This is a genomic window from Roseomonas sp. AR75, assembly GCF_005222815.1.
Classification (GTDB): domain Bacteria; phylum Pseudomonadota; class Alphaproteobacteria; order Acetobacterales; family Acetobacteraceae; genus Falsiroseomonas.
Map to the genome: position 1 here is coordinate 536,851 of NZ_STGB01000001.1, position 23,519 is coordinate 560,369.

Genomic DNA, 23,519 nt, shown 5'->3' on the forward strand with positions numbered 1-23,519 from the left:
CGTTCCGCACAGGACCTGCCCGAGCCGGTCGCCACGCTGGCCGCGCGCCTGTCGCATGACTTCGCGCGGCCCGACCTGCTGATGCACGCGCTGACGCATCGCTCCGCCGCCGACCCCAAGCAACGCATGCTCGATTCCAACGAGCGGCTGGAATTCGTCGGCGACCGCGTGCTGGCGCTCGCCATCGCCGAATGGCTGGCCGAGCGCTTCCCCGAGGAGCGGGAGGGCGACCTCGGCAAGCGGCTCGCCCATCTCGTGGCGCAGGACAGCCTGGCGAAGGTGGCGCTTTCGCTCGGCATCGGCGAGGCGCTGCGCGTTCCCGCCAGCGAGGAGCGTTCCGGCGTGCGCAGGCGGGCCTCGGTGCTGGCCGATGCGGTGGAGGCGCTGCTCGGCGCGCTCTATGTGGATGGCGGGCTGGAACCGGCGCGCGCGCTGGTGCGGCGCGAATGGGCGGCGCTGCTGGAAGCTTCGGCCCAGCCGCCGGTCTCTCCCAAGACCCGGCTGCAGGAATGGACGCTGGGCCGGGGGCTCGGCCTGCCGGAATACCTGCTGGTCTCCACCACCGGCCCCTCCCACAACCCGGTCTTCGTCGTCCGCGCGCTCGCGGCGGGCCGCGACGCCGAGGGCACCGGCGAGAACAAGCGCGCCGCGGAGCAGCAGGCGGCCGCGAAGCTGCTGGCGCAGCTCGGCGCATGAGCGGGACACCGCCGGAAGCGACGCGATGCGGCCTGGTCGCGGTGGTCGGCGCGCCCAACGCGGGCAAGTCCACGCTGGTGAATGCGCTGACCGGGACGAAGGTGACGATCGTCTCGCCAAAGCCGCAGACAACGCGCTTCCGCATCCGCGCCGTCGTCATGCATGGCCGCAGCCAGATCGTGCTGGTGGACACGCCCGGCATCTTCGCCCCGCGCCGCCGCCTGGACCGTGCGATGGTGCATGCCGCCTGGGCCGGCGCGCAGGATGCCGACCTGACGCTGCTGCTGGTGGATGCGCGCGCCGGGCTGAAGGAGGATGTGCGCGCGATCGTCGGGAACCTGGCGAAGTCGAAGCGCCCGGTCATGCTCGCGCTGACCAAGGCCGACCTGATCCCGCGCGAGCGCCTGCTGCCGCTGGCGCAGGAACTGAACGCGATGCTGCCGTTCCGCGAGACCTTCATGGTCAGCGCACTGAAGAACGAGGGCCTCGACCGCATGCTGCAGGTGCTGGCCGCGGCGATGCCGGAAGGCCCCTTCCTGTTCCCGGAAGACGATTTGTCGGACCTGCCGCAGCGCATGCTGGCCGCGGAGATCGTGCGCGAACAGGTGCTGCGCCAGACGCATGAGGAAGTGCCGCACCACGCCACGGTCGAGACCGAGCAGTGGGAGGAGCGCAAGGATGGCTCCGCGCGGATCGAGGTGACGATCTATGTCAGCCGCGCCAGCCAGAAGGCGATCCTGATCGGCGACAAGGGCGCGCGCATCAAGGAGATCGGCCAGCGCGCCCGGGCCGAGCTGGAAAAGCTGCTGGAACGCCGAATACATCTGTTCCTGAACGTGAAGGAACGCGCCGGCTGGGATGAGGAGCGCGGGCGGCTGCGCGCGCTCGGGCTCGACGATCCGGGTTAGGCGCGCGCGGCGGCGCGATGCTCCCGCCGGTGCGCCACCAGGTCCACCGCGGTCTTGATCACCACCAGCAGCACCAGCGCCGCCATCGGCTCGCCCAGCAGCATCACCACGAAGGCGCCGCCGATGATGACGAGGTGCAGCACCACCACGCGCCGATAGGGCTGGTGCATCAGCGTGCGCTCCTCGACCTCGCGCCACTCGCCCTGGCCCAGGAAGTTCACGAAGAAGGAGAACAGGTGGCTCGCGGATAGCGCCAGCAGCGCCCAGAGCAGTCCCTGCGGCGACAGCAGCAGGGCGATGGCGCGCTCGTATCCGGCTTCCCCCGGGGGCGCCAGCACGCTGGTGACGGCAAGGCCGTGGATGAAGGCGAACATCCCGTAGTGCACGATGAAGAACGGGATGATCACGATGATCGCGAACTCGCGGCGCAGCGCCAGGACCGTGCCCATGCGGATCACCTGGAACACGCCCACCACGACGTTCTCGGCCCAGAACAGCAGCAGCAGGTCATAGGCGGACCAGAGCCCGAGCAGCACGCCGCCCAGGGGAACCAGGTTGGCCAGCACCAGCGCCAAACTGGACAAGGCGAGCGGAGGCGGCGCGGCGATCATCGCCGCAGTGTCCGGCAGGGCAAAGCCGGCCGCAACCGGCCGGGGTGGCTGCGCTACCGCTCGTTGATGCGGAAGGTGCCGGTCAGCCGCATGAAGCGTGTGTTGCGGAAGATGCTGGGGCCACCCGAGCCCTCGCTCCAGTTCCGCACCGGGCCGCTGTCCAGATGGATGAAACCGCGGTTGCGATACACGCCGACGCCGCCCTTGCGCAGCTTCAGCGCAGCATCCGCCACGGCCGGGAGGCGCCCCGTCGGCACGCCGAGATCCACCGCCGAGGCCTTCAGGTGCTGGCTGTCGCCCGCGCCCTGCACCGCGCGGTTCACCGCGGGCGTGCGGTAGCCGGAATGCACGTCCAGCACGCCGGTGAGCCGGGTGCGGGTGGCGACCTCCCAGAGGATCTCGATGGCGTCGACGTCGAAGGCGCGCGGCGGGCAGCCGGGATCGGCCAGGACCTGGGACAGGTCCTGCATCGCCGAACGGTCCGGCGCCCGGCCGTCATGCCAGGTGCCGGAGAAGGTCGCGCCGCTGCCGGCATGCTTCAGGGTGATCTGCCGGGCCGCGGCATGGGAGGTGCGAGGGATGATGAGCGTGGCGAAGGCGGCGGCACCGCCGAGGATGAGAGCGCGTCGCATGCCCCCGCTCTAGCGTCTCGCGACGGATCGCGCGACCTCCGTTTTGCGGGTTGTCTCGATGGCGCGACACACGATCGGTTCAGCGCGGCAGGCGCGCCGGCCCGTGCTTGATCGCGGGCCGGGGATGTGAAAACCCTCTGCGGCATGGAATGGCAGGCGCCTGCGGTGGTGCTCGAGGTGCGGCCGCATGGCGAATCGGGGGCCGTGGTCACGCTGTTGACCGAAGCCCATGGCCGGCATGCCGGCCTCGCCAAGGGCGGCGCCTCGCGCGGGCAGGCGGCGCTCTGGCAGCCGGGCAACCTGGTCGAGGCGCGCTGGGTCGGCCGGCTGGCCGAGCAGCTCGGCGCCCTTTCCGCCGAGCTTGTCCATCCCGCCGCGGCGCTGGCGATGGAGGAGCCGCTGGCGCTGGCGGTGCTGCGCGCCGCGACCGGGCTCGCCGATGCTGCCCTGCCGGAGCGCGAGCCGCATCCCCGGCTGTTCCATGGCCTGGTCGCGCTGATCGCCACCCTTGCACGTGGCGGCGAGCCGGCCATGCCCGACCTCGTGCGCTGGGAGGCCGACCTGCTGGCCGATCTCGGCTATGGCCTTGATCTCGCGCGCTGCGCCGTCACCGGAACGCAGGAGGAGCTTTGCTTCGTGTCACCCCGCACCGGCCGCGCGGTCTCGGCGGCGGCAGCGGGCGAATGGCGCGACCGGCTGCTGCCCTTGCCGGCCTTCCTGCTGGGGCAGGGGCCGTCCGGGCCGGCGGAGTGGCTCGCCGGGCTCCGCCTGACGGGCCATTTCCTGGCACGCGACGTGTTCGGCACGCAGCACCGCCCTCTGCCGGTGGCGCGGGAGATGCTTGTGGACCGGGTGGCGGCGCTGGTGGCGCCCGGGCCGCAGATCGGCTAGACCCGGCCCGACTGGAACGAACCGCGAATCACCATGCCCGATGACATCAAGCCTCCGCCGGAAGGTGGCGGATCGCGCGAGACCAAGCTCGCCGACGCCCTGTCCGAGCGCTACCTCGCCTATGCGCTCTCCACCATCGTCAGCCGCTCGCTGCCGGATGTGCGGGACGGGCTGAAGCCGGTGCATCGCCGGCTGCTCTACGCGATGCACCAGCTGAAGCTGGACCCCGCGGCGGGCTTCAAGAAATGCGCGCGCATCGTCGGCGACGTGATGGGCAAATACCATCCGCATGGCGACAGCAGCATCTATGAGGCGCTGGTGCGCCAGGCGCAGGACTTCGCGGCGCGCTATCCGCTGGTCGAGGGCCAGGGCAATTTCGGCAATATCGACGGCGATAACGCCGCGGCCATGCGCTACACCGAAGCGCGCCTGACCGAGGTCGCCCAGGCGCTGCTCGACGGCATCGAGGAGAACGCCGTCGATTTCCGCGCCACCTATGACGGCGAGGAGAAGGAGCCGGTGGTGCTGCCGGCGGCCTTCCCGAACCTGCTGGCCAATGGCGCGGCGGGCATCGCGGTGGGCATGGCCACCTCCATCCCGCCGCACAATGCGGGCGAGCTCTGCGCCGCCGCGCTGGAACTCGTTCGCGACCCCGAGGCCACCGTGGACACGCTGCTGAAGCACGTGCCGGGCCCCGATTTCCCCACCGGCGGCATCCTGGTGGAATCGAAGGAGGCGATCCGGGAGGCCTATGCCACCGGCCGCGGCGGCTTTCGGGTGCGCGCCCGCTGGGATGTGGAGCCGCTGAAGAACGGCACCTGGCAGGTGGTGGTCACGGAGATCCCGTACCAGGTGCAGAAGTCGCGCCTGATCGAGCAGATCGCGCAGCTGATGGAGGAGAAGAAGCTCCCGCTGCTCGGCGACGTGCGCGACGAGAGCACGGATGTCGTGCGGCTGGTGCTGGAGCCGAAGTCCCGCACCGTCGACGCCAAGGTCATGATGGAGACGCTGTTCCGCGCGACCGCGCTGGAAAGCCGCTTCCCGCTCAACATGAACGTGCTCGACGCCGACCGCACGCCGCGCGTGATGGGGCTGAAGGACGTGCTGCGCGCCTGGCTCGACCATCGCCATGTCGTGCTGGTGCGCCGGTCCGAGCATCGCCTTGCGCAGATCGCGCGACGCCTGGAAATCCTCGACGGCTACCTCATCGTCTACCTCAACCTCGACGAGGTCATCCGCATCGTCCGCGAGGAGGACAAGCCGAAGGAGGCGCTGATGGCGACCTTCTCGCTGACCGAGGTGCAGGCCAACGCCATCCTCGACATGCGCCTGCGCGCGCTGCGCAAGCTCGAGGAGATGGAGATCCGCAAGGAGCACAAGAAGCTCTCGGCGGAGCAGAAGAAGCTGCAGGGCCTGATGAAATCCGAGGCGGCGCGCTGGAACGCCATCGCGGAGGAACTGGAAGCGACCCGCCAGAAATTCGGCGACGGCGCGCTCGGCAGGCGCCGCACCACGCCCGGCGCGGCGCTGCCGGATGTCGCGGTGGACGAGTTGGCCTTCGTCGAGAAGGAGCCGATCACCGTCATCCTCTCGGAGAAGGGCTGGATCCGCGCGCAGAAGGGCCATGTGCCGGAGGACGCGGAGCTGCGCTTCAAGGAAGGCGATTCGCTGCACACCTGGGTGCATGCGCAGACCACCGATCGCATCGTGCTGTTCGCGACCAATGGTCGCGCCTTCACGCTGAAGGCCGACGCCATTCCGCGCGGCCGCGGCGATGGCCAGCCGCTGCGCCTGATGGTGGACCTGACCAACGAGGACGCGGTGGTCGCGATGTTCGTCCACCAGGACGGCGCGCGCTGGCTGCTCGCAGCCTCCGACGGCAAGGGCTTCGTCGCGAAGGGCGAGGAGCTTCTGGCGGAGAAGCGCACCGGCAAGCAGGTGCTGCTGGTGGACCCGCCGAAGGAGGCCTGCATCTGCATCCCCGTGCCGGCCGAAGGCGACAGCGTCGCGGTGACCAGCGATGCGCGGCTGCTTGTCTTCCCGCTCGACCAGGTGCCGGAGATGGCGCGCGGCCGGGGCGTGCAGCTGATCGCGCTGAAGGATGGCGAGTTGAAGGACGCGCAGGTGTTCAAGGGGCGCGAGGGGCTGGCCTGGAAATACGGCAGCGGCGTGCGGCTGGAGACCGACCTGCGCACCTGGCGCGGCCAGCGCGCCGGCGCGGGCAAGGCGCCACCGCAGGGCTTCCCGCGCAACCGCCGCTTCGGCGTCTGAGCCGCGGCGGGCCTATGGCCCGCCTGCCACCCACTCGGCGGCATGGGCTTCGCCGCCGGAGGGCAGCGGGCGGCGCGGGTCGGCCGTGAAGGCGAGGATGTCGTGCGCCACCACTTCGCGCTGCAGGTCGCGCAGCAGCACGTGCCAGCCTTCGGGGTAGAGCGCGACGCGGGCGCCAGTCCCACGCGGAATGCTGCGCAGTACGGCCAGTGTCGGCTCCTGCTCCGTCACGCCGTCCCTGGCGCCGAACAGGAACAGTGTCGGGCCGGCACAGCAGCGCGCAACGGCCGGCCGCGTGGCGCCATGCAGGTCCAGCACCCCCGCGACCAGATCCGCGCGGATGCTGCTGATCGCAAGCCTGTCCGCCTGGGCCCGGGCAAGCGATTCGTGGTTGTCGGACACGCCGAGCGTGGGTGCGCCGTTGCCGCCGCCGATGCCGGGCATGGTGGCAAGCACCATGCGCAGGGGCGCGGCGCGCGCCGGCCGCATGTCGTCCAGCGTGTAGAAGCCAGGGACGAGCAGGATCCAGCCATCGACCAGCGTCGCCTCCCCGGAGGCGCGGAGGCGGTCCGCCGCAAGCAGCGCGACATTCGCGCCCATGCTCTCGCCCAGCACGAAGAAGGGCCGGTCGGGACGGCGCGCGCGGAGCAGGCGGATCGCACTGACGGCATCGCCGACCAACGCCTCCTCGCCCGCCCACACCCCGCGATTGGGCGCGCGCCCATGGCCCCGCTGGTCGAAGGCCACCACCTCGAGCCCGCCCGCTCGAAGGTCCGGCGCGCTCTCTGACAGGAAGAAGCCGGCGTGGCTCCCCATCCCATGCAGCGCCAGCAGCGTCGCGCGCGGCTGGTCGGCGGCTGTTTCCTGGAACGGCAGAAGGGCGCCGTCGTTCATTCGTAAGGACGACCCGATGATCGCCGGCGTGGTGACAGGTGGACCGGAAGGCGCGACCTCGGGCCCGCACGCGGCAAGCATGCACAGCCCGGCCAGCGCCGCCGTGATCCGCCGGCACAGCGAGCGGTTGCGCATCGAACAGCATGTGCCAGCCAGCATGGACGAGCAGCCTCCCGCATCTTCAAGCTTGCATGCACCGGCGCCGGCACACCCTGCAACAAGCCCTTGTGTTCGGCGATGCGACGGCTGCGGGCGTTCCTGCCGCTGCGGGCCCTTGCTCCGGCGACGCGTCCGTGGCTTCCTCCCTGCTTGGGGAAAGCGGCTGCCAGCCTGGTTTACCGCCTTCAAGCGGCGGAGGAGGCTCGTTTGGTGACCGGACCCCTGATGCGCGACCTGCTCGATTCCCTCGCGCAGTCCCTGCCCGAAGCAGGGCCGGCGCGCGACCGCGCGCGTGACGAAACGCTCGCGCTGCTCGTTGCGATCTTCGGTCCTGCACGGGGCGCACCCGATGCGATGCTGAGCGCACGCATCACGCGCGCCGCGGATGCCGTCATCGCGGAGCGGCTGACGTTGCCGCTCCCCATGCCGGCGGAGCGACCGGCTTCACCGCGCGACGCATAGGCTCAGGCGGGATCAGCCGGTGACGCTGACCTTGGCGTGGCCTTCCGCCGGCTCCGCCGCCGGGGCCTCCCCGGCATGCTCCGGCAGCACGCGCCAGATGCCGCCCGAGAGCGCCTCGCTCGGCCGGAAGCGGGCCTTGTAGCTCATCTTCCTGCTCTCCGGGACCCAGTAGCCCAGATAGACATAGGGCAGCGACACCGCCCGCGCCCGGCCGACGAGCCACAGGATCGCATAGGTGCCGAGGCTGCGGCGGTCCTCGCCCGGCTCGTAGAAGGAATAGACCGCCGAGAGCCCGTCCGAGAGCCAGTCGGTCAGGCAGGCGCCGAGCAGGCGCCCGGCGCGGTCGCGGAACTCGACGACGCCGCTGGTGATCGGCGTGTCCTCCACCATGGCGCGGTAGTCGTAGAAGCCCATCGCGGCCATGTCGCCATCGCCGTGCCGTGCCGCCTGGTAGCGCTGGAACAGGCCGAACTGCTCGGCCGAGGCGCGGGCCGGCATCTCGAAGGCGCTGACATCGGCATTGGCGCGGATCACCCGGCGCTGCGTGCGGTCGGGCTGGAACTGCCCGGCGACGATGCGGATGGGGATGCAGGCGCGGCAGCCCGGGCACACCGGGCTGTAGGCGATGTTGTGGCTGCGGCGGAAGCCGGCGCGGGACAGCCGGTCATGCGTCGCTTCCGCATCGGCGCCGGCCAGCTCGGTCACGATCTTCCGCTCCGTCCTGCCGGGCAGATACGGGCAGGGGAGGGGCGCCGTGGTGTAGAAGAATTGCGGGCGGCGGGCGGTGCGGTGGAGCATCTGTCTCCGTGCAGTGTCGGCGCAGTGAAGCGGCGAATCAACCACCCCGCGGCGCCATCCTCAGGGTGTGAGGCTGATGCGACCCGTCTCGCGCTGCGGCGTCCGACCCAGGCGCAGAACGTCGCCATCCCGCCAACGTTCCAGCAGGTCGCCCCAATGGTCCGAGAGCGGATGCCCGGACTGGCCTGTCGCGATCATCACCAGCACGCCGTCGGGGTCGCTCAGGTCGAACACCGCGCGCAGCCCGGCGCCATGCAGGCTGGCGTAGGGCTTGTCGCCGGTGCCGCGGAAGCCGCCACGCCCGAGCGTCTCGCCATCGCCGCCGACCGGCGCCTCGAGTCCCACTATGCCGCCGAGCACGGGCACATGGCGCAGCAGCGGATGCTCGAACCGGGCGGGATGCGCGGTGCCCCAGCGCCAGGCTGCCGGGTCGCTGCCGTAGCGCGTCTCCAGCGCGCTCACCGCCTCGTCCAGCGACCGCGTCAGGATGGACAGACATGCATCCAGCCCGCACCAGCCGCGCCCGCGCCCATCGACGTCGAGCAGGAAGGCAAGGAATTCCGCGCCGGCCAGGTCATCGGCGGTGGCCGCGCCGCCGCGCTCCAGCGCCAGCCTGCGCAAGGCGCGCAGCCAGGCATGGAAGATCAGCGGCTGCGGCATGTCCGCGCCCATGGTGCCGTCCCAGTCGCGCAGGAGGGCATGCGCGCGTGCCGAGGCGCTGTTCGGGCGCACGGCGAGGAGCGTCGGCAGCACATCCCGTGCGAAGAGCGAGACGACGTCGTTCTGCATCGCCGCGAAGCCCTGCGCGTCATGCTTCGGCCGGGCAGCGAGCAGTTCGCGGATGCGGCGCAGGCGCCAGTCCCCGAACCAGTCGCGGCCGAGGAAGACCGGATGATCCTTCGGCGCCGGGCGGCTGTTCGCCGCGGCCAGCACGCCGGTCTCCGGGTTCTCGACATGCGGCATGGCGTCGAAGGGGACGAAGCCTGTCCAGTCGCCCTCGCCATCCCAGCCCGGCACCGGCAGCGTGCCGTCGCCGCTGCGCCGGATCGGCGTTCGGCCGACGAGATACTGCGCGATCGCGCCGGACGCATCGGCCACCATCAGATTCTGTGGCGGGCTCGACATGCGCGCCGCCGCCTGCCGCGCCTCGGCCAGGCTGGTCGCGCGGTTCAGTGCCATCAGCGCATCCGCGCTGGTCTCGCCCGGGGCGAGATTCGCCATCGCCACAGACAGCACCATGTCGTGCGGCAGCCCGGCTTGGGGGTCCACGTCGCTGATCACGGGGCCGTGCCGCGTCTCTCGCACCACCAGGCGCTCACTGTCGTGGCGGCCGCGCACGGCGATGAATTCCTCCCGCACCATGAAGGGGCGCGGTCCTTCCGGCGTCTCGTAGCTGTCGTCGTCCACGACCCGCTCGACGAACACGTCCTGGGTGTCGGAATGGGTCGTGGTGAAGCCCCATGCGAGCCGCTCGTTGCGGCCGATCACGACGGCGGGCACGCCGGGCGCGGTGGCGCCGGCGCGGAAGCGGCCATCCGGCAATTCGATCCGGGCCAGGTACCACAGGATCGGCGCCTGGTAGCCGAGATGCGGGTCGCTCGCGAGCAGCGGCGCGCCGGAGGCCGAGCGGCCGCTGGCCACCGCCCAGGCGTTCGAGGCGCTGTCCGGCAGGGGCGCGTCCACGCCGAAGACCGGCACCTGCGCCAGGATGCGACGCAGCGCCGGCGATGGCGGCGCGGCCGCGAGATCCGGCCGGCCCGCACTGCCATCCTCAGGCCAGAGCAGCGGCAGGCGCTCCTCGTCGAGCGTGCGCGCGATGCGCGCCCGCTCCAGGTCGCGCCGCCAAGCGCCGGAGAGCCATACGCCCATGACCCGGCCCCAGAGCAGTGAATGCTCCGGCTTCCAGGGCTCCGGCTCGCCGAGCACCAGGAATTCCGGCGCGGTCATCATGCCGCGCTCGGCAATCCGCGCATTCACGCCATCGGCATAGGCCTGCAGCAGGTCGCGCGTCTCGGGCGAAAGGGTTTCCAGGTCGCCGCGCGCACGTTCCGCGAGGCCGAGCGTGCGGGTGAAGCGGTCGAGGCGCAGTGCGCCCTCGCCGGCGATCTCGGCCAGTCGGCCCTCGCCACCGCGCCGCATCGCCTCCATCTGGAACATCCGATCCCGCGCATGCAGCCAGCCCAGCGTCATCGCCGCGTCGCGCTCGGTCCGGGCCGTGATGCGGGGGATGCCGTTGCCGTCGAGCGTGACGGTGACGGGGGCGGAGAGACCCTGGAGCTTCACCTCCTCCGACGCGTCGGGCAGGGAGATGTAGACCAGCGACAGGGCGAAGAACCCGCCGAGCATGCCGAGGACCGCGAGGAAGCCGACCACGCGCGCGGCAAAGAGCAGCACCGGTCGCATGACGGAGACATGGCGGTTGCGCCGCGATCGGCTGCGTCGCGGCGACTGCTGATGCTCGCCATGTACGCCGTGGCGCGAGCTTCGCCGGCGGCGACGCCGGCGCGTGCCTTCGCCCGGTTCCGCGGAGCCGGATGTCTCGCCCGTTTCGGAAGCCATTGTCCCGCCGCCTGCCTCCGCGCCGAACTTCCCCCCGGCCCGGCTAGGCCATGTTCACCATGATGGTCTTCTTGTGCGTGAAGTGCTCGAGCATGGCCTCGAGCGAGGCCTCCTTGCCGAGGCCCGACTGCTTCACGCCGCCATAGCTCAGATTGGCCTGCACGACGAGGTTCTGGTTGATCTGGACCAGCCCGGCCTCCAACCGATGCGCGAGGTCGAGCCCGACCTTGAGGTTGTTGGTCCAGAGCGACGCCGCCAGCCCGTAGTCGCTGTCATTAGCCTCCGCCAGCACGGTCTCCGGGTCGTCGAAGGGCTGGATCACGGTGACGGGGCCGAAGATCTCTTCCCGCACCAGGCGGCTGGAACTGTCGAGGCCGGTGAAGATCACGGGCTGGATGAACAGGCCCTTCTTCAGCGCCGGGTCCTTCGGCATGGCGGAGCAGACATGCGCGGTCGCGCCCGGCGTCTTCGTGCCTTCCGCGATGTAGCCCTGCACCTTCTCGAACTGGCCGTCGCTGATGATGGTGCCGATGTCGGTCTTCTCGTCCAGCGGGTCGCCCATGACCATGTTGTCCACGGCCGTCTTCATGGCCGTCACGAAGCGGTCAAAGATCGGACGCTCCACATAGATGCGGCTGGCCGCCGTGCAGCTCTGCCCCTGGCGGGTGAAGCGCATGGAGGTGAGCGCGCCGGAGACGGTCTTGTCGAAGTCGCAATCGGCGAAGACGATCATCGGCGACTTGCCGCCGAGTTCCAGCGTCACCGGGATCAGCTTCTCCGCCGCGGCCTTGTAGACGATCTTCCCTGTCTCGACGGAGCCGGTGAAGGTCACCTTCTTCACCAGCGGATGGGAGACCAGCGGCGCGCCGCATTCCGGCCCGAACCCGCTGACCATGTTGAAGACCCCGGGCGGCAGCACACGATTGAGAATCTCGCAGATGCGCAGCACGGCGAGCGGGGCTTCCTCGGCGCTCTTCACGACCACCGTGTTGCCGGCCACCAGCGCGGGCGCGACCTTCAGCGCCATCAGCAGCATCGGCACGTTCCACGGGATGATCGCGCCGACCACGCCGAGCGGCTCGCGCACCGTCACGGAAAGGACATTCGGCGCAAAGGGTACCGATTCGCCCTTCAGCTCGGAGCCCAGGCCGCCGAAGAACTCGAAGACGTCGGCGACGACATTCGCCTCCACCCGCGATTCCGTGCGCAGCGCCTTGCCCGTCTCCAGCGCGATCAGCCGGCCGAGCTCCTCGACATGCGCCTTCAACGCGGCGGAGCAGGCATGCACCAGCGCGCCGCGCTTGCGCGCGGGCACCTTGGCCCACTCCTTCTGGGCGGTTGCGGCGGCCTGCACGGCGGCATCCACATCGGCGGCATCGCCCTCCGCGGCGCGGGCGATCTCCTCGCCATTCGCCGGGTTCACCACGGCGAAGCTCTTGCCGGACCGGGCCGGCACGTAGCGCCCCGCAATGAAGTGATTCCCCGACAAGGCCTTGGCGAGCGCAAAGCAGTCGTTGGTCGGGGCCTCGGGCGTCGGATGGGGGCGGTCGAGCATGGGTTTCCTCCCGCTGGATCGGGACCTAATAGGGGGCCGCGACAATGCTGCGCCAGACCCCCCACGGCAATGGTGGCTGGACGCGGACCGGAGAGGACCAGAGAGCATATGGAGAAGGCGCCGAGCGGCCCCTTGAAGGGCCTGAGGGTCCTGGACCTGACCCGCGTGCTGGCGGGGCCGACCTGCACCCAGATGCTGGGCGACCTCGGCGCCGAGGTGATCAAGATCGAGCGCCCCGGCGCCGGCGACGACACCCGCGGCTTCGCCCCGCCGACCTGGCCGAACACGAAGGAGAGCGCCTACTTCCTGGGCGTGAACCGCAACAAGAAGTCGCTGACCCTCGACATCGCCGCGCCTGAGGGGCAGGAGATCGTGCACAGGCTGCTCGAGACCTGCGACATCCTGGTGGAGAATTTCAAGGTCGGTGCGCTGGCGAAATACGGCCTCGGCTTCGAGCAGCTCAAGGCGAAGTACCCGGGGCTGATCTACTGTTCCATCACCGGCTTCGGCCAGACCGGCCCCTATGCGCCGCGCCCCGGCTACGATGCGCTGATCCAGGGCATGGGCGGCGTGATGAGCCTGACCGGCGAGCCCGACGGCCTGCCTCAGAAGGTCGGCGTGCCCGTGGCGGACCTGTTCGCCGGCCTTTATGGCTGCATCGGCATCCTCGCCGCGCTGCGCCACCGGGAGCGTACCGGGCAGGGCCAGCAGATCGACATCGGCATGCTCGACACCTCGGTCGCCTGGTTGGCGAACCAGGGCATGAACTACCTGGCGACCGGCGAGAACCCGCCGCGCCTTGGCAACCAGCACCCCAACATCGCGCCCTACCAGGTCTTCCCGACGAAGGACGGGCACATCGTGCTGAGCGTCGGCAACGACCCGACCTTCGAGCGCTTCTGCCAGTCCTTCGGCTGCGAGCACCTGCTGGCCGACGAGCGCTTCAAGACCAATGCGAACCGGGTCGCGAACCGTGACGCCGTGACCGAGGCGCTGACGCCGGTGATGCAATCCAGGACCACGGCGGATTGGGTCGCGGCGCTGGAGGAGCGGAAGATCGGCTGCGGCCCGATCAACAAGCTCTCCGACGTCTTCGCCGACCCGCATGTGCAGGCGCGCGGCTGCGTCGTGCCGCTGCAGCATGCCTCGGGCGAGACGGTGAAGGTGATCGCCAACCCCGTGCGCCTCTCCGGCACGCCGGCCGACTACCGCATCCCGCCGCCGCTGCTCGGCGAGCATTCCGAGGAAGTGCTCTCCGGCCTGCTGGGCATGACCACGGCCGAGGTGGCGGCGCTGAAGGAGAAGGGCGTCGTCTGACACGCCGGACCGCCGGAGGAGCCGCATGACCCCGCGCCACCAGCGCCTGCGCTACCTGCTCGCCGGCGGCTTCCACCACCTGGCCTGGACCGAATGGGGGCCGGCGGATGGCGCGCCCGTGGTCTGCGTGCATGGCCTGACCCGCAACGGCCGCGACTTCGATGCGCTGGCGCAGGCGCTGGCCGCGAGCGGGCGCCGGGTGTTCTGCCCGGACCTGCCGGGCCGCGGCGCGTCGGACTGGCTGCCCGATCCGCTGCTGTACACGCCGCCCTCCTATGTCGTGGCGCTGGCGCATCTGATCGCGCGGCTCGAGGGTCCGGTGGACTGGGTGGGCACCTCGCTGGGTGGCATCTGCGGCATGATGGTCGCGGCCGGTCGCAACACGCCGCTGCGGCGGCTGGTGCTGAACGACATCGGCAGCCGCGTGCCGGCCACCGCGGCGGAGCGGATTGCGGCCTATGTCGGCACGCGGCTGGTCTTCCCGGATGTCGGCGCGCTGGAGGCGCATCTGCGCAAGGTCCACGCGCCCTTCGGGCCGCTGGCCGACGACGAGTGGCGCCACCTGGCCGAGCACAGCGCGCGAAGCCTGCCGGATGGCGGCGTGACCACCCACTACGACCCGGATATCGCCGTGCCCTTCCGCAACGCCCCGACCGGGCCGGTGGACCTCGCCGCAATCTGGTCGCTGGTGAAGCTGCCGGTCCTGGTGATCCGCGGCGCGGAGAGCGACATCCTGGACGAGGAGACGGCGGCCGACATGGCCACGCGGCCGGGCGTGGACCTCCTGTCCCTGCCCGGCATCGGCCATGCGCCGGCGCTGATGGAGGCCGGGCAGATCGGCAGGATCGCCGCCTTCCTCGATCGCCCGTAGCCAGGACAGGCAACCGAATGGTTGCCTGATCACGCGGGATCTGGCAATGATGGGCAACCAGGAGGTTGCCCATGACCGACAGCATCACCCGTAGCATCGTGCTCAAGGCGCCCATGGCCCGCGTCTGGCGCGCATTGATCGACCCTGGTGAGTTCGGCCTGTGGTTCGGCGTGTCCCTCGACCGCCCCTTCGTGGTCGGCCAGGAGACGACGGGGCGGATGGTGATCGAGAGCCATGCCGGCTGGCCCTGGTGGTCACGCACCGTGGCGATCGAGCCGCCGCATCGGCTGGTCTTCGTCTGGTCGCATGTCGAGACGGCGACGGAGGACGCATCGCGGGCCCCGACCACGCAGGTGGAGATCACGCTGGAGCCGGCGCGCGACGGCACCCGCCTGACGGTGCTGGAAACAGGCTTCGCGGCGCTGCCGGCCAGCCGCCGCGCCGGCATCATCCGTGGCAACGAGCAAGGCTGGGAGATCCAGCTCGGGAACATCCGCGCTCATGTCGAACGCTGATGCGCTGGGCCGGCGCGCCGTCATCCTCGCCGCATTGGGCGACCGTACGCGCCTGGCGCTGCTGCTTGCGCTTGTCTCCGGCGGGGCGCAGCCGATCGTGGCGCTTGCCGCCGATACCGGGCTGACGCGCCAGGGCGTGACGAAGCACCTGCAGGTGCTGCAGCGCGCGGGGCTGGTGAGCAGCATCCGCAGCGGGCGCGAATCCCGCTTCGCGGCGGAGCCTGCGCCGCTGGCCGAGACGGGCGAGTTCCTCCGCCAGGTCGCGGACCAGTGGGACAACGCGCTCGGCAGGTTGCAGCGCCACCTGGAAGGCTGAGCGCCGCGCGCGACGGCCCTTGGCGCCTCAGTAGCAGCCCGCGGCGCGGGCCCGGGCGCGCACCAGCGCGAGGACCGTGCGGCAGGTCGGCACCGGCACCTCCACCAGCTCCGCCAGCTCCACCACGCTGCCCAGCAGCGCGTCGATCTCCATCGGGCGGCCGCGCTCCAGGTCCTGCAGCATGGAGGTCTTGTGCGCGCCGACCTCCGCCGCGCCGGCAATGCGCTTGTCCACGTCGATGGCGAAGCGGACGCCGAGCTTCTGCGCCACCTCCTGGCCTTCCAGCATCATCGCGCGCGCGACGCCGCGCTGGCCGGCATCGCCGATCACCACGTCGAGCGTCGCGGTGGTCAGCGCGGAGATCGGGTTGAAGGCCATGTTGCCCCACAGCTTCACCCAGATCTCATCGCGGATCTTCGGCCGTATCGGCGCCTTGAAGCCGGCGGCGATCAGCGCCTCGGACAGCGCCTGGATGCGTGGCGTGCGCTCGCCGGAAGGCTCGCCAAGGGTGAAGCGGTCGCCATAGGTGTGCTCGATCACGCCGGGCTCGGAGACCTCCGCGGCGGGATAGACGATGCAGCCGATGGCGCGGCTCGGCGGCAGCAGGCGGGTCACGATGCCGCCGGGGTCCACGCTCTCGACCAGCCGGCCCTCGTGGGCGCCACCGAACGAAAAGAAGTACCACCAGGGGATGCCGTTGACGGCGGAGACGATGGCGGTCTCCGGCCCGAGCAGCGGCTGCATCTGCTCCGCGGCGCCGGGGAGCGAATGCGCCTTGAGAGTCACGACCACATAGTCCTGCGGCCCCGCCTCCTTCGCGGAGGCGACCGCGCGGACCGGCACGGTGATCTCGTTGCCTTCGCTGCGCAGCGTCAGCCCCTGCGCCTGCATCGCTTCCAGATGCGGGCCGCGGGCGACGACGGTGACCTCGACGTCGCCTTTTGCGGCGAGCTTCGCCGCCATCAACCCGCCGATCGCGCCGGCGCCGAAGACGCAGATCCTCACGACGTGATCCCCAGCTTCTCGGCCAGGCCGATGCGCATCAGCTTGCCGGTCGCGCCCTTCGGGATCTCCGCCACGAACACCACCTTGCGCGGCACCTTGAAGTCGGCGAGCTGCTTCGCGCAGAAGTCGCGCAGCTCGCGTTCGGTGCAGTCCAGCCCTTCGCGCAGCACCACCGCGGCGCCGACTTCCTCGCCGAGCTTGGCGTGCGGGATGGCGAAGCACAGCACCTGCGCGACGGCGGGATGCGCGGAGAGGACGCCATCCACTTCCAGCGGCGACACCTTCTCGCCGCCGCGGTTGATGAGCTCCTTGAGCCGGCCGGTCAGCATGAGGAAGCCGTCCTCGTCGAACATTCCCTGGTCGCCGGTGCGGAACCAGCCATCGGTGAAGGCCTTGGCGTTGGCCTCCGGGTTGGCCTCGTAGCCCTTGGTCACGTTCGGGCCGCGGATCACCACCTCGCCAATCCCGCCCTGCGGCAGTATCTTTCCGTGGTCGTCCATGATCGCGACTTCGGGCCCGGCGGCGCGGCCGACCTTGCCGGGCTTGCGCGGGCCTTCCAGAGGGTTGGAGCACATCTGGTGGCTCGCCTCGGTCATGCCGTAGCTCTCCACCAGCGGCGCGCCGAAGGTCTTCTCCATCGCTTCCATCACCGGCCCGGGCAGCGAGGCGGAGGAGGAGCGGATGAAGCGCAGCTTCACGCGCTCGATGATCTCGCGGTTGCGCTCGGCGCGCGACAGGATCGCCTGGTGCATGGTGGGCACGGCGGTGAACCAGGTCGGCTTCTCCTCGTCCATCCAGCGGAAGAAGCGCAGCGCATCGAAGCCGGGCGTGCAGACCACCGCACCGCCGGCGCCGAGTGAGGACAGCACCGCCGCGATCAGCCCGTGGATGTGGAACAGCGGCATCACGTTCAGGCAGACATCGCCCTCGGTCAGCGCCAGCGAGGCACCGATGTGGCGGGCCGAGGCGCAGACATTGCCGTGGCTCAGCGGCACGATTTTCGGGCGCGCGGTGGTGCCGGAGGTGTGCAGCACCAGCGCGACGTCGTCCTCCTCCGCCATGCCTGGCTTCGCCGCCACGCCCGGCGTCCCGCCGTCGAGCGCGAAGTCGCCGGCGGCCGCGCCGGGGATCACCTCCACGACCGGCACGCCGAGCTTCCCGGCCGCCGCACGCGCCGGCGTCTCGGCGCCTTTCAGCACGACCAGCGCCTTGGCCTTCAGGTCATCGATGTAGAAGGCAAACTCGTCCTCGCGATAGGACGGGTTGAGCGGCGCCGTGGTGGCGCCGCAGGCGATGGCCACGAAGGCGGCGGCCATCTCCGGCCCGTTCGGCAGCACGATGGCCACCCGGTCGCCGCGCCCGATGCCGATACCGTTCAGCGCCGCCACGGTCTTGCGTGCCAGTTCCCGCAGCGCGCCATAGGTCAGGTGCGGCCGGCCTTCGGTGGCGCGCAGCGCCGGCCGCGCGGCCTCTCCGCGCTCGAGCAGTTGGGCGACGGTGCGAAAATCGGTCATGCGACGTCTCCGGATCTGCGCCGGTCTATATCGGCGGCGCCGCGGGGCTGGAAGGGCGGCGGGTCAGAGACCGCTTGAGGATGCCGGCGGAAAAGACCCGCGGAGCCGACCCGTCCGGTGTTCTCAAGGGGGCTCTCAGCCCGGATAGGTCTGGGCGCGCACCGTGTCGATCAGCACCGGCTCCATGCCGGGCGGAGCGAGCGTGACGGTCTCGACATGGTCCTCGCGGAGCCGGTGCAGCAGCGCGCCCGGCCCGCGGCCGCCCGCCATGCCCGCCTGGTCGCGCGGGTGGCAGTAGAAGGAGAGGGCGGGCGCCCAGACATGCGCGACCCGGCCGCGCTGCGCCTCGTGATGCAGGTGGATATGGCCGGAGGCAACGAGGCGCAGCCCCGGATGGGTCAGCAGCGGCGCCAGCGCCGCGCGGGCCTCCTGCGGCACCGACCAGGGGTTCCACTCCGGCTCCTCCGGCACGTGCAGGAAGGGCGGGCGGTGCAGGAACACCGCGATCCGGCGTTCGCCGGCGCCCGCTGCGGCCTCGGCAATGAAGCCGGCCTGCGCGGCTTCCTGCGCGTGGCCGCTGCCCATCAATTCGGAATTGAGCCCGATGATGCGCCAGCCCGGCAGGTCCAGCAGGTGGCGATCCTCGCCGAGATGTCGCCGCCAGCGCGCCAGCCGCGTGTCGTCCACCGGCTGCTTCGTCGCCAGGCGCTGCTCGCTGCCGGTGTCGTGGTTGCCCGGCACCGCCAACAGGCGGCCAGGCAGGGTGCGATGCGTTGCCGCGGCGAAGGCCAGGTGGTCGTCCCGGTCCGCACCATCCAGCGAGAGATCGCCCGTCGCGACCGTGACATCGGGCGCCAGTTCGCCGGCCGCGCGGGCGACGCGCTCGAAGTTCGCGCGGAACAGCGGGCTCTCCGGCGAGAGATGCGCGTCCGAGACCTGCAGGATGGTGATCACGCCTAGCTCCGATCCGGCGTGCCGCCGGGGGTCTGGTCCGGCGGGGCGCCGGCGGTGTTGATGCCGAGCAGGGGATAGACCGGGCAGACGCCGGTGATGCCGGTCACCAGCGGCAGGAAGCCCAGGATCCCCCACCAGCCGAGCGGGCCGAAGATCCACATGATCACCCCCGCCGTGCCGACCCCGATCCTCAGTGTCCGGTCCAGCGTCCCGACATTGCGGCCCATGCGTGGCCCCCCTTCGGCGGCGGATGAGACACTGGCCGCCGGCACCCGTCCAGCGCAGGCGGGCTGGACCCCCCTCGGCGCAGGGGCCATGCTCGGTCGGAACGGAGGAGATCCCCATGGCGATCGAGGTCTGGACCTGGCCCACGCCGAACGGACACAAGGTGCACATCGCGCTGGAGGAGCTCGGCCTGCCCTACACGGTGGTGCCGGTGCACATCGGCGCCGGCGAGCAGTTCCGGTCCGAGTTCCTGGCGATCACGCCGAACCACCGCATCCCCGCCATCGTCGATCCCGACGGCCCGGGCGGCAAGCCGCTGAGCCTGTTCGAATCCGGCGCCATCCTGATCTATCTCGCGGAGAAGGCCGGGGCCCTCATCCCGAAGGACCCGGCCGCGCGCTACACCTGCCTGCAGTGGCTGATGTTCCAGATGGGCGGCGTAGGGCCGATGTTCGGCCAGTACGGCCACTTCAACATGTACGCCCCGGTGAAGCTGCCCTACGCGATGGAGCGCTACGCCAAGGAGGTGCAGCGCCTGCACCGCGTGCTCGACAAGCGTCTGAGCGAGGCGGAATGGTTGGCAGGCGGCGAATACTCGATCGCCGACATCGCGACCTTCCCCTGGATCCGCCTGCCGGAACGCCGCGCCATCGACCTCGCCGACTATCCCAATGTGAAGCGCTGGCACGACGCCATCGCCGCCCGCCCGGCGGTGCAGCGCGGCGTCGAGGTTCTGGCCGAGCGCCAGCGCAAGGGCACCATCACGGACGCCGAGCGGGAGAACCTGTTCGGCAACACGCAATTCCAGGCACGCTGAGACCATGGCCGAGATCGACCACATCGTCGTGGGCGCCCGCACCCTCGCGGAAGGCGCCGCCTATATCGAGCAGCATCTCGGCGTGAAGCCGGGGCCCGGGGGCACGCATGAGGGGGTGGGCACCCACAACCTTCTGCTCGGCCTCGGCAAGTCCTGCTATCTCGAAGTCATCGCGCCCGATCCCGAGCAGCCGGAACCGCCGCACCCGCGCCCCTTCGACCTCGACAGCCCCGGGGTGAAGCTGATGCTGGAAGCCGAGCCGCGGCTGATCGCCTGGGTGGCACGTACGCCGGTGCTGGATGCGGTCGTCACCCGGCTCGGCGTGCATCATGCCGGCGAGATCCGCACCATGAAACGCGGCAAGCTCTCCTGGCGGATGGCCATGCCGCCGCAGAACCAGGACATGAGCAACCTGATCCCCTCGCTGATCCAGTGGGACGACGGGAAGGGCGCCGCGCCGCGCCTTGCCGATTCCGGCGTGCGCCTGGTTGCGCTGGAAGCCGAGCATCCGGAAGTGGATGCCGTCCGCATCGCACTGGCGGGACGTGGCCTGGAGGAGGCGATCCGCCTGCGCCGGAGCCCGCATGCGCGCCTCGTCGCCCGCTTTACTCGGGCCGATGGCGGCGAGGCGGTCCTGGCCAGCGCCTGATCGCCTGATCGCCTGATCGCCTGACGGAGAACTACTTTCTTCCCGAGAACGGCGTGTAATTTTTAGTGCAACGCTCGCTGTTGCGACAGGCGCTGCATTCATTGCGATTTACATACGGTCAGCCTTGCACGCGACCGGGCGCGCAGAGCCGAGCGCTTTGAGATTCCAGGGCTTTTGCACACCGCGCCCCGGGTCGGGAAGCCGCTCATTGTGCGGCGCCCCGCACCGGGGCGTGGCGGTGTCCGGAGGTGTGTAATCTTTGGTGCTGCAGACCGCGCTGCCTGGGTTTTCGGCGGCGATTTGTGCGGCGTGCGCGGTCACCCGAGGCATGGCCCCGGGGGCTCCGCAATGATAGGTTTGCATTGCTCCGCGCGGCGGATGTGGAAGGACAAGGATGCCACTGCGGCTCGCCGCGTCACCGGATCGGCTGGTACCGCCACACGCTGGCGGGCGGAAGGTTCAGCGGGGTCCAGGCCTCGCGCTTCGCGCTCAACCCCAGCTTGCGGTAGGGCAGCGGCGAGGTGATGCAGTAGGTGTAGAGCAGGAACCCCTTGCCGGGCGCGACGGCTTCGACCGCATCGACGAAGCGACGCTGCTGCTCCAGCGGCAGCATGACCAGCGGAATGCCGCAGATCGCCGCGCCCACCTTGCCATGCAGGCTCTCCGGCAGGGCGCGGGCCAGTTCGAAGGCATCGCCCTGGATCACCTTCACACCCGGCAGGACGCCGCGGAGATGGTCCGCCATGTCCGGCACGATCTCCACCACCACCAGGCGGTCCGGCGGGACGCCGGAGTCCAGCAAGGCACGGCTGATCACCCCGGTGCCGGCGCCCAGCTCCACCACCACCTCGTCCTCCGCCCGCTCGACCAGCGCGGCGATGCGGCGGCAGAGCGCGGGGGAGGAGGGGATGACCGACCCCATCTGCAGCGGGTTGGCGAGCCAGCGGCGCAGGAAAAGCGCCGTGTTCTTCACCTGCCCATGCGACCGGCCGGGCTGCGTGGAGCGGGATACGGGGGCGGGGCGTTGGCCATCGGCAGCGATGTCCGACATGCGACTCTCCTCGACAGCAGCGTGACACGGGCGCGGCACGGCTACCGGGCGGGGAGCCCGGCTGCGCGCACGCATCGGCGTCAATGCCGTGACAAGTCGCTGACGGCCCCTGACGTTCGCCGGCGGATGCGCACGCCCGCGCGAGGCCACCGATGACCGCGCGCGTCCTCGTCGTCGACGACATCGTCGCCAACCTGCGGTTGCTCGAAGCCAAGCTGGTGAACGAGTACTACGAAGTGGCGGTCGCCAGTTCCGGCCAGGAGGCGCTGGCGATGGTGCAGCGCTCGCTGCCCGACGTCGTGCTGCTGGACGTCATGATGCCCGGCATGGACGGCTACGAGGTCTGCCGCCGCCTGAAGGCCCAGCCCGCCACCGCGCATATCCCCGTCGTGATGGTCACCGCGCTCACCGACCAGGCCGAGCGCGTGCGCGGCCTCGAAGCCGGGGCGGACGACTTCCTTTCCAAGCCGGTGGATGATGCAACGCTCTTCGCGCGTCTGCGTGCGCTGCTGCGCATGAAGCAGGTCCTGGACGCTTGGCGCCTGCGCGCCGAAACCGCCCGCGACCTGGGTTTCGAGCCGACGCCCGGCCCGCCCGATGCCGTCGCGGGGGCGCGCGCCCTTCTCGTGCTGGGCGACAGCGCGGAGGCGGAGATGCTGGGCGACATGCTGCGCCTCGACGGCATCGAGGCCGGGGTGTGTTCCGATGCGGCCGCAGCCTGGGACGCGATGCTGAGGAAGCTGCCGGATGTGGTGCTGATCAGCCTGTCCTCGGATGGCGGCGATGCGCTGCGCTTTGCGTCCCGCCTGCGGGCGGAGACGCTGACGCGCGACGTGCCGGTCGTGCTGGTGGCAGACCCGTCCCAGAAAGGCCTGGTGCTGCGCGGGTTCGACCTCGGCGCCAACGACCACGTGCTGCGCCCGGTGGACAGCAACGAGCTGCGCGCGCGCGTGCGCAACCAGATCCGCCGCAAGCGCTACCAGGAGAAGCTGCGCGCCGAGCTCGACCGCTCGCTGGAGATGGCGGTGACCGATCCGCTGACCGGCCTGCGCAACCGCCGCTACGTCCGCCGCCACCTGGACGCCGTGCTGCGCGGCACCGGCGCGGCGGTGCTGCTTCTGGACGTCGATCATTTCAAGCAGGTCAACGACGCGCATGGCCATGCCACGGGCGATGTCGTGCTGCGCGAGGTCGCCGAGCGCATGCGCGGCTACCTGCGCGCCGCCGACGTCGTGGCGCGCTATGGCGGCGAGGAATTCATGGTGGTCATGTCCGGTGCCACCGAGGAGGATGCGCTGCTGGTGGCGGAACGCCTGCGCAGCGCCATCGCCTCCTCCCCGATCGAGGTGGAAGGCATCAGCCTCAACGTGACGACCAGCGTCGGGGTCGCGGCGGGGGAGCCCGGAGCGGGCTGCGACGAGGTCGTCGGCGCGGCCGATGCGGCGCTCTACCGGGCGAAGAACACCGGCCGAAACCGCGTGCAAGTGGCGGCGCGGGGCGATTGGCCGCACGAATCCTGCGCATCCGGCGCAGCCGGTGCCCGGCGACCGCGCCTCGGCATCTGACCCGCAGCGCGGAGCCGTCGGATAAACACCAAAAGCCCGGCCAATGGCCGGGCTTTCCGATCAGTGCGGGCAGGCGGGCCGCTGGCCCGCCGGGATCACTTGATCTTGGCTTCGCGGAAGGCGACGTGCTTGCGCGCCACCGGGTCGTACTTCTTCAGCTCGAGCTTGCCGGTCGCGGTGCGGGTGTTCTTCTTCGTGACGTAGAAATAGCCGGTATCGGCGCTGCTCACGAGCTTGATCAGGACGGTGTTGGCCTTGGCCATGGTCAGGGTTCCAGCGGCAAA

The 23,519-nt window shown here is 70.7% G+C and carries 24 protein-coding genes; 12 read left to right on the plus strand and 12 right to left on the minus strand.

The window, feature by feature from the left end:
- The first annotated feature begins 81 nt into the window (after positions 1–81).
- Complete coding sequence (gene rnc, locus E4T13_RS02465; RefSeq protein WP_137177667.1) at positions 82–696, plus strand: ribonuclease III; 615 nt, start codon at positions 82–84, stop codon at positions 694–696.
- Positions 693–1,604, plus strand: a complete 912-nt coding sequence (gene era, locus E4T13_RS02470) for a GTPase Era (protein ID WP_137176648.1) — start codon at positions 693–695, stop codon at positions 1,602–1,604. Before rnc ends, era begins: the two co-directional genes overlap by 4 nt.
- Here era and E4T13_RS02475 read toward each other — a convergent pair.
- A complete protein-coding gene (locus E4T13_RS02475) occupies positions 1,601–2,215 on the minus strand; it encodes a DUF6498-containing protein (protein ID WP_137176649.1) in 615 nt (204 codons plus the stop codon). The genes era and E4T13_RS02475 overlap by 4 nt on opposite strands.
- 53 nt (positions 2,216–2,268) lie before the next feature.
- Entirely contained in the window at positions 2,269–2,847 is a 579-nt protein-coding gene (locus E4T13_RS02480; RefSeq protein WP_137176650.1) for a DUF882 domain-containing protein, read from the minus strand.
- Between the two features lie 144 nt (positions 2,848–2,991).
- Here E4T13_RS02480 and recO point away from each other — a divergent pair, with 144 nt between their 5' ends.
- Positions 2,992–3,738 carry a DNA repair protein RecO gene (gene recO / locus E4T13_RS02485; RefSeq protein ID WP_137176651.1) on the plus strand — a complete coding sequence of 249 codons (747 nt, stop codon included), beginning with the start codon at positions 2,992–2,994 and terminating at the stop codon, positions 3,736–3,738.
- Between the two features lie 33 nt (positions 3,739–3,771).
- Positions 3,772–6,009: a DNA topoisomerase IV subunit A gene (gene parC, locus E4T13_RS02490; RefSeq protein ID WP_137176652.1), complete on the plus strand. Its 2,238-nt coding sequence runs from the start codon at positions 3,772–3,774 to the stop codon at positions 6,007–6,009.
- A gap of 12 nt (positions 6,010–6,021) precedes the next feature.
- On the opposite strand, the gene E4T13_RS02495 is transcribed toward parC, so the two are convergent.
- Entirely contained in the window at positions 6,022–6,903 is an 882-nt protein-coding gene (locus E4T13_RS02495; RefSeq protein ID WP_170984759.1) for an alpha/beta fold hydrolase, read from the minus strand.
- Positions 6,904–7,272: 369 nt separating this feature from the next.
- Between E4T13_RS02495 and E4T13_RS02500 the strand changes: the two genes are divergently transcribed.
- Positions 7,273–7,524: a hypothetical protein gene (locus E4T13_RS02500; protein ID WP_137176654.1), complete on the plus strand. Its 252-nt coding sequence runs from the start codon at positions 7,273–7,275 to the stop codon at positions 7,522–7,524.
- Between the two features lie 12 nt (positions 7,525–7,536).
- On the opposite strand, the gene E4T13_RS02505 is transcribed toward E4T13_RS02500, so the two are convergent.
- The 3 genes from E4T13_RS02505 to E4T13_RS02515 form a co-directional block, all read right to left on the minus strand.
- On the minus strand, positions 7,537–8,322 hold the full coding sequence (locus E4T13_RS02505) for an arginyltransferase (RefSeq protein ID WP_137176655.1): 786 nt from the start codon (positions 8,320–8,322) through the stop codon (positions 7,537–7,539).
- A 60-nt stretch (positions 8,323–8,382) separates the two neighbouring features.
- Positions 8,383–10,725 carry a penicillin acylase family protein gene (locus tag E4T13_RS02510; RefSeq protein WP_137176656.1) on the minus strand — a complete coding sequence of 781 codons (2,343 nt, stop codon included), beginning with the start codon at positions 10,723–10,725 and terminating at the stop codon, positions 8,383–8,385.
- 199 nt (positions 10,726–10,924) lie between these two features.
- Positions 10,925–12,436: an aldehyde dehydrogenase family protein gene (locus E4T13_RS02515; RefSeq protein WP_137176657.1), complete on the minus strand. Its 1,512-nt coding sequence runs from the start codon at positions 12,434–12,436 to the stop codon at positions 10,925–10,927.
- A 108-nt stretch (positions 12,437–12,544) separates the two neighbouring features.
- Between E4T13_RS02515 and E4T13_RS02520 the strand changes: the two genes are divergently transcribed.
- From E4T13_RS02520 to E4T13_RS02535, 4 genes are all read left to right on the plus strand, one after another.
- Entirely contained in the window at positions 12,545–13,753 is a 1,209-nt protein-coding gene (locus tag E4T13_RS02520) for a CaiB/BaiF CoA-transferase family protein (protein WP_137176658.1), read from the plus strand.
- Between the two features lie 25 nt (positions 13,754–13,778).
- Positions 13,779–14,624, plus strand: coding sequence for an alpha/beta fold hydrolase (locus E4T13_RS02525; protein ID WP_137176659.1), 846 nt, complete (start codon positions 13,779–13,781; stop codon positions 14,622–14,624).
- A gap of 71 nt (positions 14,625–14,695) precedes the next feature.
- Positions 14,696–15,139, plus strand: a complete 444-nt coding sequence (locus E4T13_RS02530) for an SRPBCC family protein (protein WP_137176660.1) — start codon at positions 14,696–14,698, stop codon at positions 15,137–15,139.
- Positions 15,126–15,455 carry a helix-turn-helix transcriptional regulator gene (locus tag E4T13_RS02535; protein WP_137176661.1) on the plus strand — a complete coding sequence of 110 codons (330 nt, stop codon included), beginning with the start codon at positions 15,126–15,128 and terminating at the stop codon, positions 15,453–15,455. Before E4T13_RS02530 ends, E4T13_RS02535 begins: the two co-directional genes overlap by 14 nt.
- Before the next feature lie 27 nt (positions 15,456–15,482).
- Here the strand turns inward: E4T13_RS02535 and E4T13_RS02540 are convergent, their stop codons facing one another.
- The 4 genes from E4T13_RS02540 to E4T13_RS02555 all read right to left on the minus strand — a co-directional run bounded on the left by E4T13_RS02540 (position 15,483) and on the right by E4T13_RS02555 (position 19,155).
- Positions 15,483–16,460, minus strand: a complete 978-nt coding sequence (locus E4T13_RS02540) for a 2-dehydropantoate 2-reductase (RefSeq protein WP_137176662.1) — start codon at positions 16,458–16,460, stop codon at positions 15,483–15,485.
- The gene (locus tag E4T13_RS02545) at positions 16,457–17,974 is read right to left on the minus strand and encodes an acyl--CoA ligase (protein ID WP_137176663.1); all 1,518 of its coding nucleotides are present in this window, start codon (positions 17,972–17,974) and stop codon (positions 16,457–16,459) included. The genes E4T13_RS02540 and E4T13_RS02545 overlap by 4 nt, the downstream gene beginning before the upstream one ends.
- Before the next feature lie 135 nt (positions 17,975–18,109).
- The gene (locus E4T13_RS02550; protein ID WP_170984760.1) at positions 18,110–18,928 is read right to left on the minus strand and encodes a metallophosphoesterase; all 819 of its coding nucleotides are present in this window, start codon (positions 18,926–18,928) and stop codon (positions 18,110–18,112) included.
- A gap of 2 nt (positions 18,929–18,930) precedes the next feature.
- The gene (locus tag E4T13_RS02555) at positions 18,931–19,155 is read right to left on the minus strand and encodes a DUF2892 domain-containing protein (protein WP_137176665.1); all 225 of its coding nucleotides are present in this window, start codon (positions 19,153–19,155) and stop codon (positions 18,931–18,933) included.
- A gap of 116 nt (positions 19,156–19,271) precedes the next feature.
- Here E4T13_RS02555 and E4T13_RS02560 point away from each other — a divergent pair, with 116 nt between their 5' ends.
- On the plus strand, positions 19,272–19,970 hold the full coding sequence (locus tag E4T13_RS02560; RefSeq protein ID WP_137176666.1) for a glutathione binding-like protein: 699 nt from the start codon (positions 19,272–19,274) through the stop codon (positions 19,968–19,970).
- Positions 19,971–19,974: 4 nt separating this feature from the next.
- Positions 19,975–20,619 carry a VOC family protein gene (locus E4T13_RS02565; protein ID WP_137176667.1) on the plus strand — a complete coding sequence of 215 codons (645 nt, stop codon included), beginning with the start codon at positions 19,975–19,977 and terminating at the stop codon, positions 20,617–20,619.
- Positions 20,620–21,034: 415 nt separating this feature from the next.
- Here E4T13_RS02565 and E4T13_RS02570 read toward each other — a convergent pair whose 3' ends face one another.
- Positions 21,035–21,670, minus strand: coding sequence for a class I SAM-dependent methyltransferase (locus tag E4T13_RS02570; RefSeq protein ID WP_137176668.1), 636 nt, complete (start codon positions 21,668–21,670; stop codon positions 21,035–21,037).
- 152 nt (positions 21,671–21,822) lie between these two features.
- Here E4T13_RS02570 and E4T13_RS02575 point away from each other — a divergent pair, with 152 nt between their 5' ends.
- The gene (locus E4T13_RS02575; RefSeq protein WP_137176669.1) at positions 21,823–23,235 is read left to right on the plus strand and encodes a PleD family two-component system response regulator; all 1,413 of its coding nucleotides are present in this window, start codon (positions 21,823–21,825) and stop codon (positions 23,233–23,235) included.
- A 95-nt stretch (positions 23,236–23,330) separates the two neighbouring features.
- Here E4T13_RS02575 and rpmG read toward each other — a convergent pair whose 3' ends face one another.
- Positions 23,331–23,498, minus strand: coding sequence for a 50S ribosomal protein L33 (gene rpmG / locus E4T13_RS02580; protein ID WP_137176670.1), 168 nt, complete (start codon positions 23,496–23,498; stop codon positions 23,331–23,333).
- Positions 23,499–23,519: the final 21 nt, after the last annotated feature.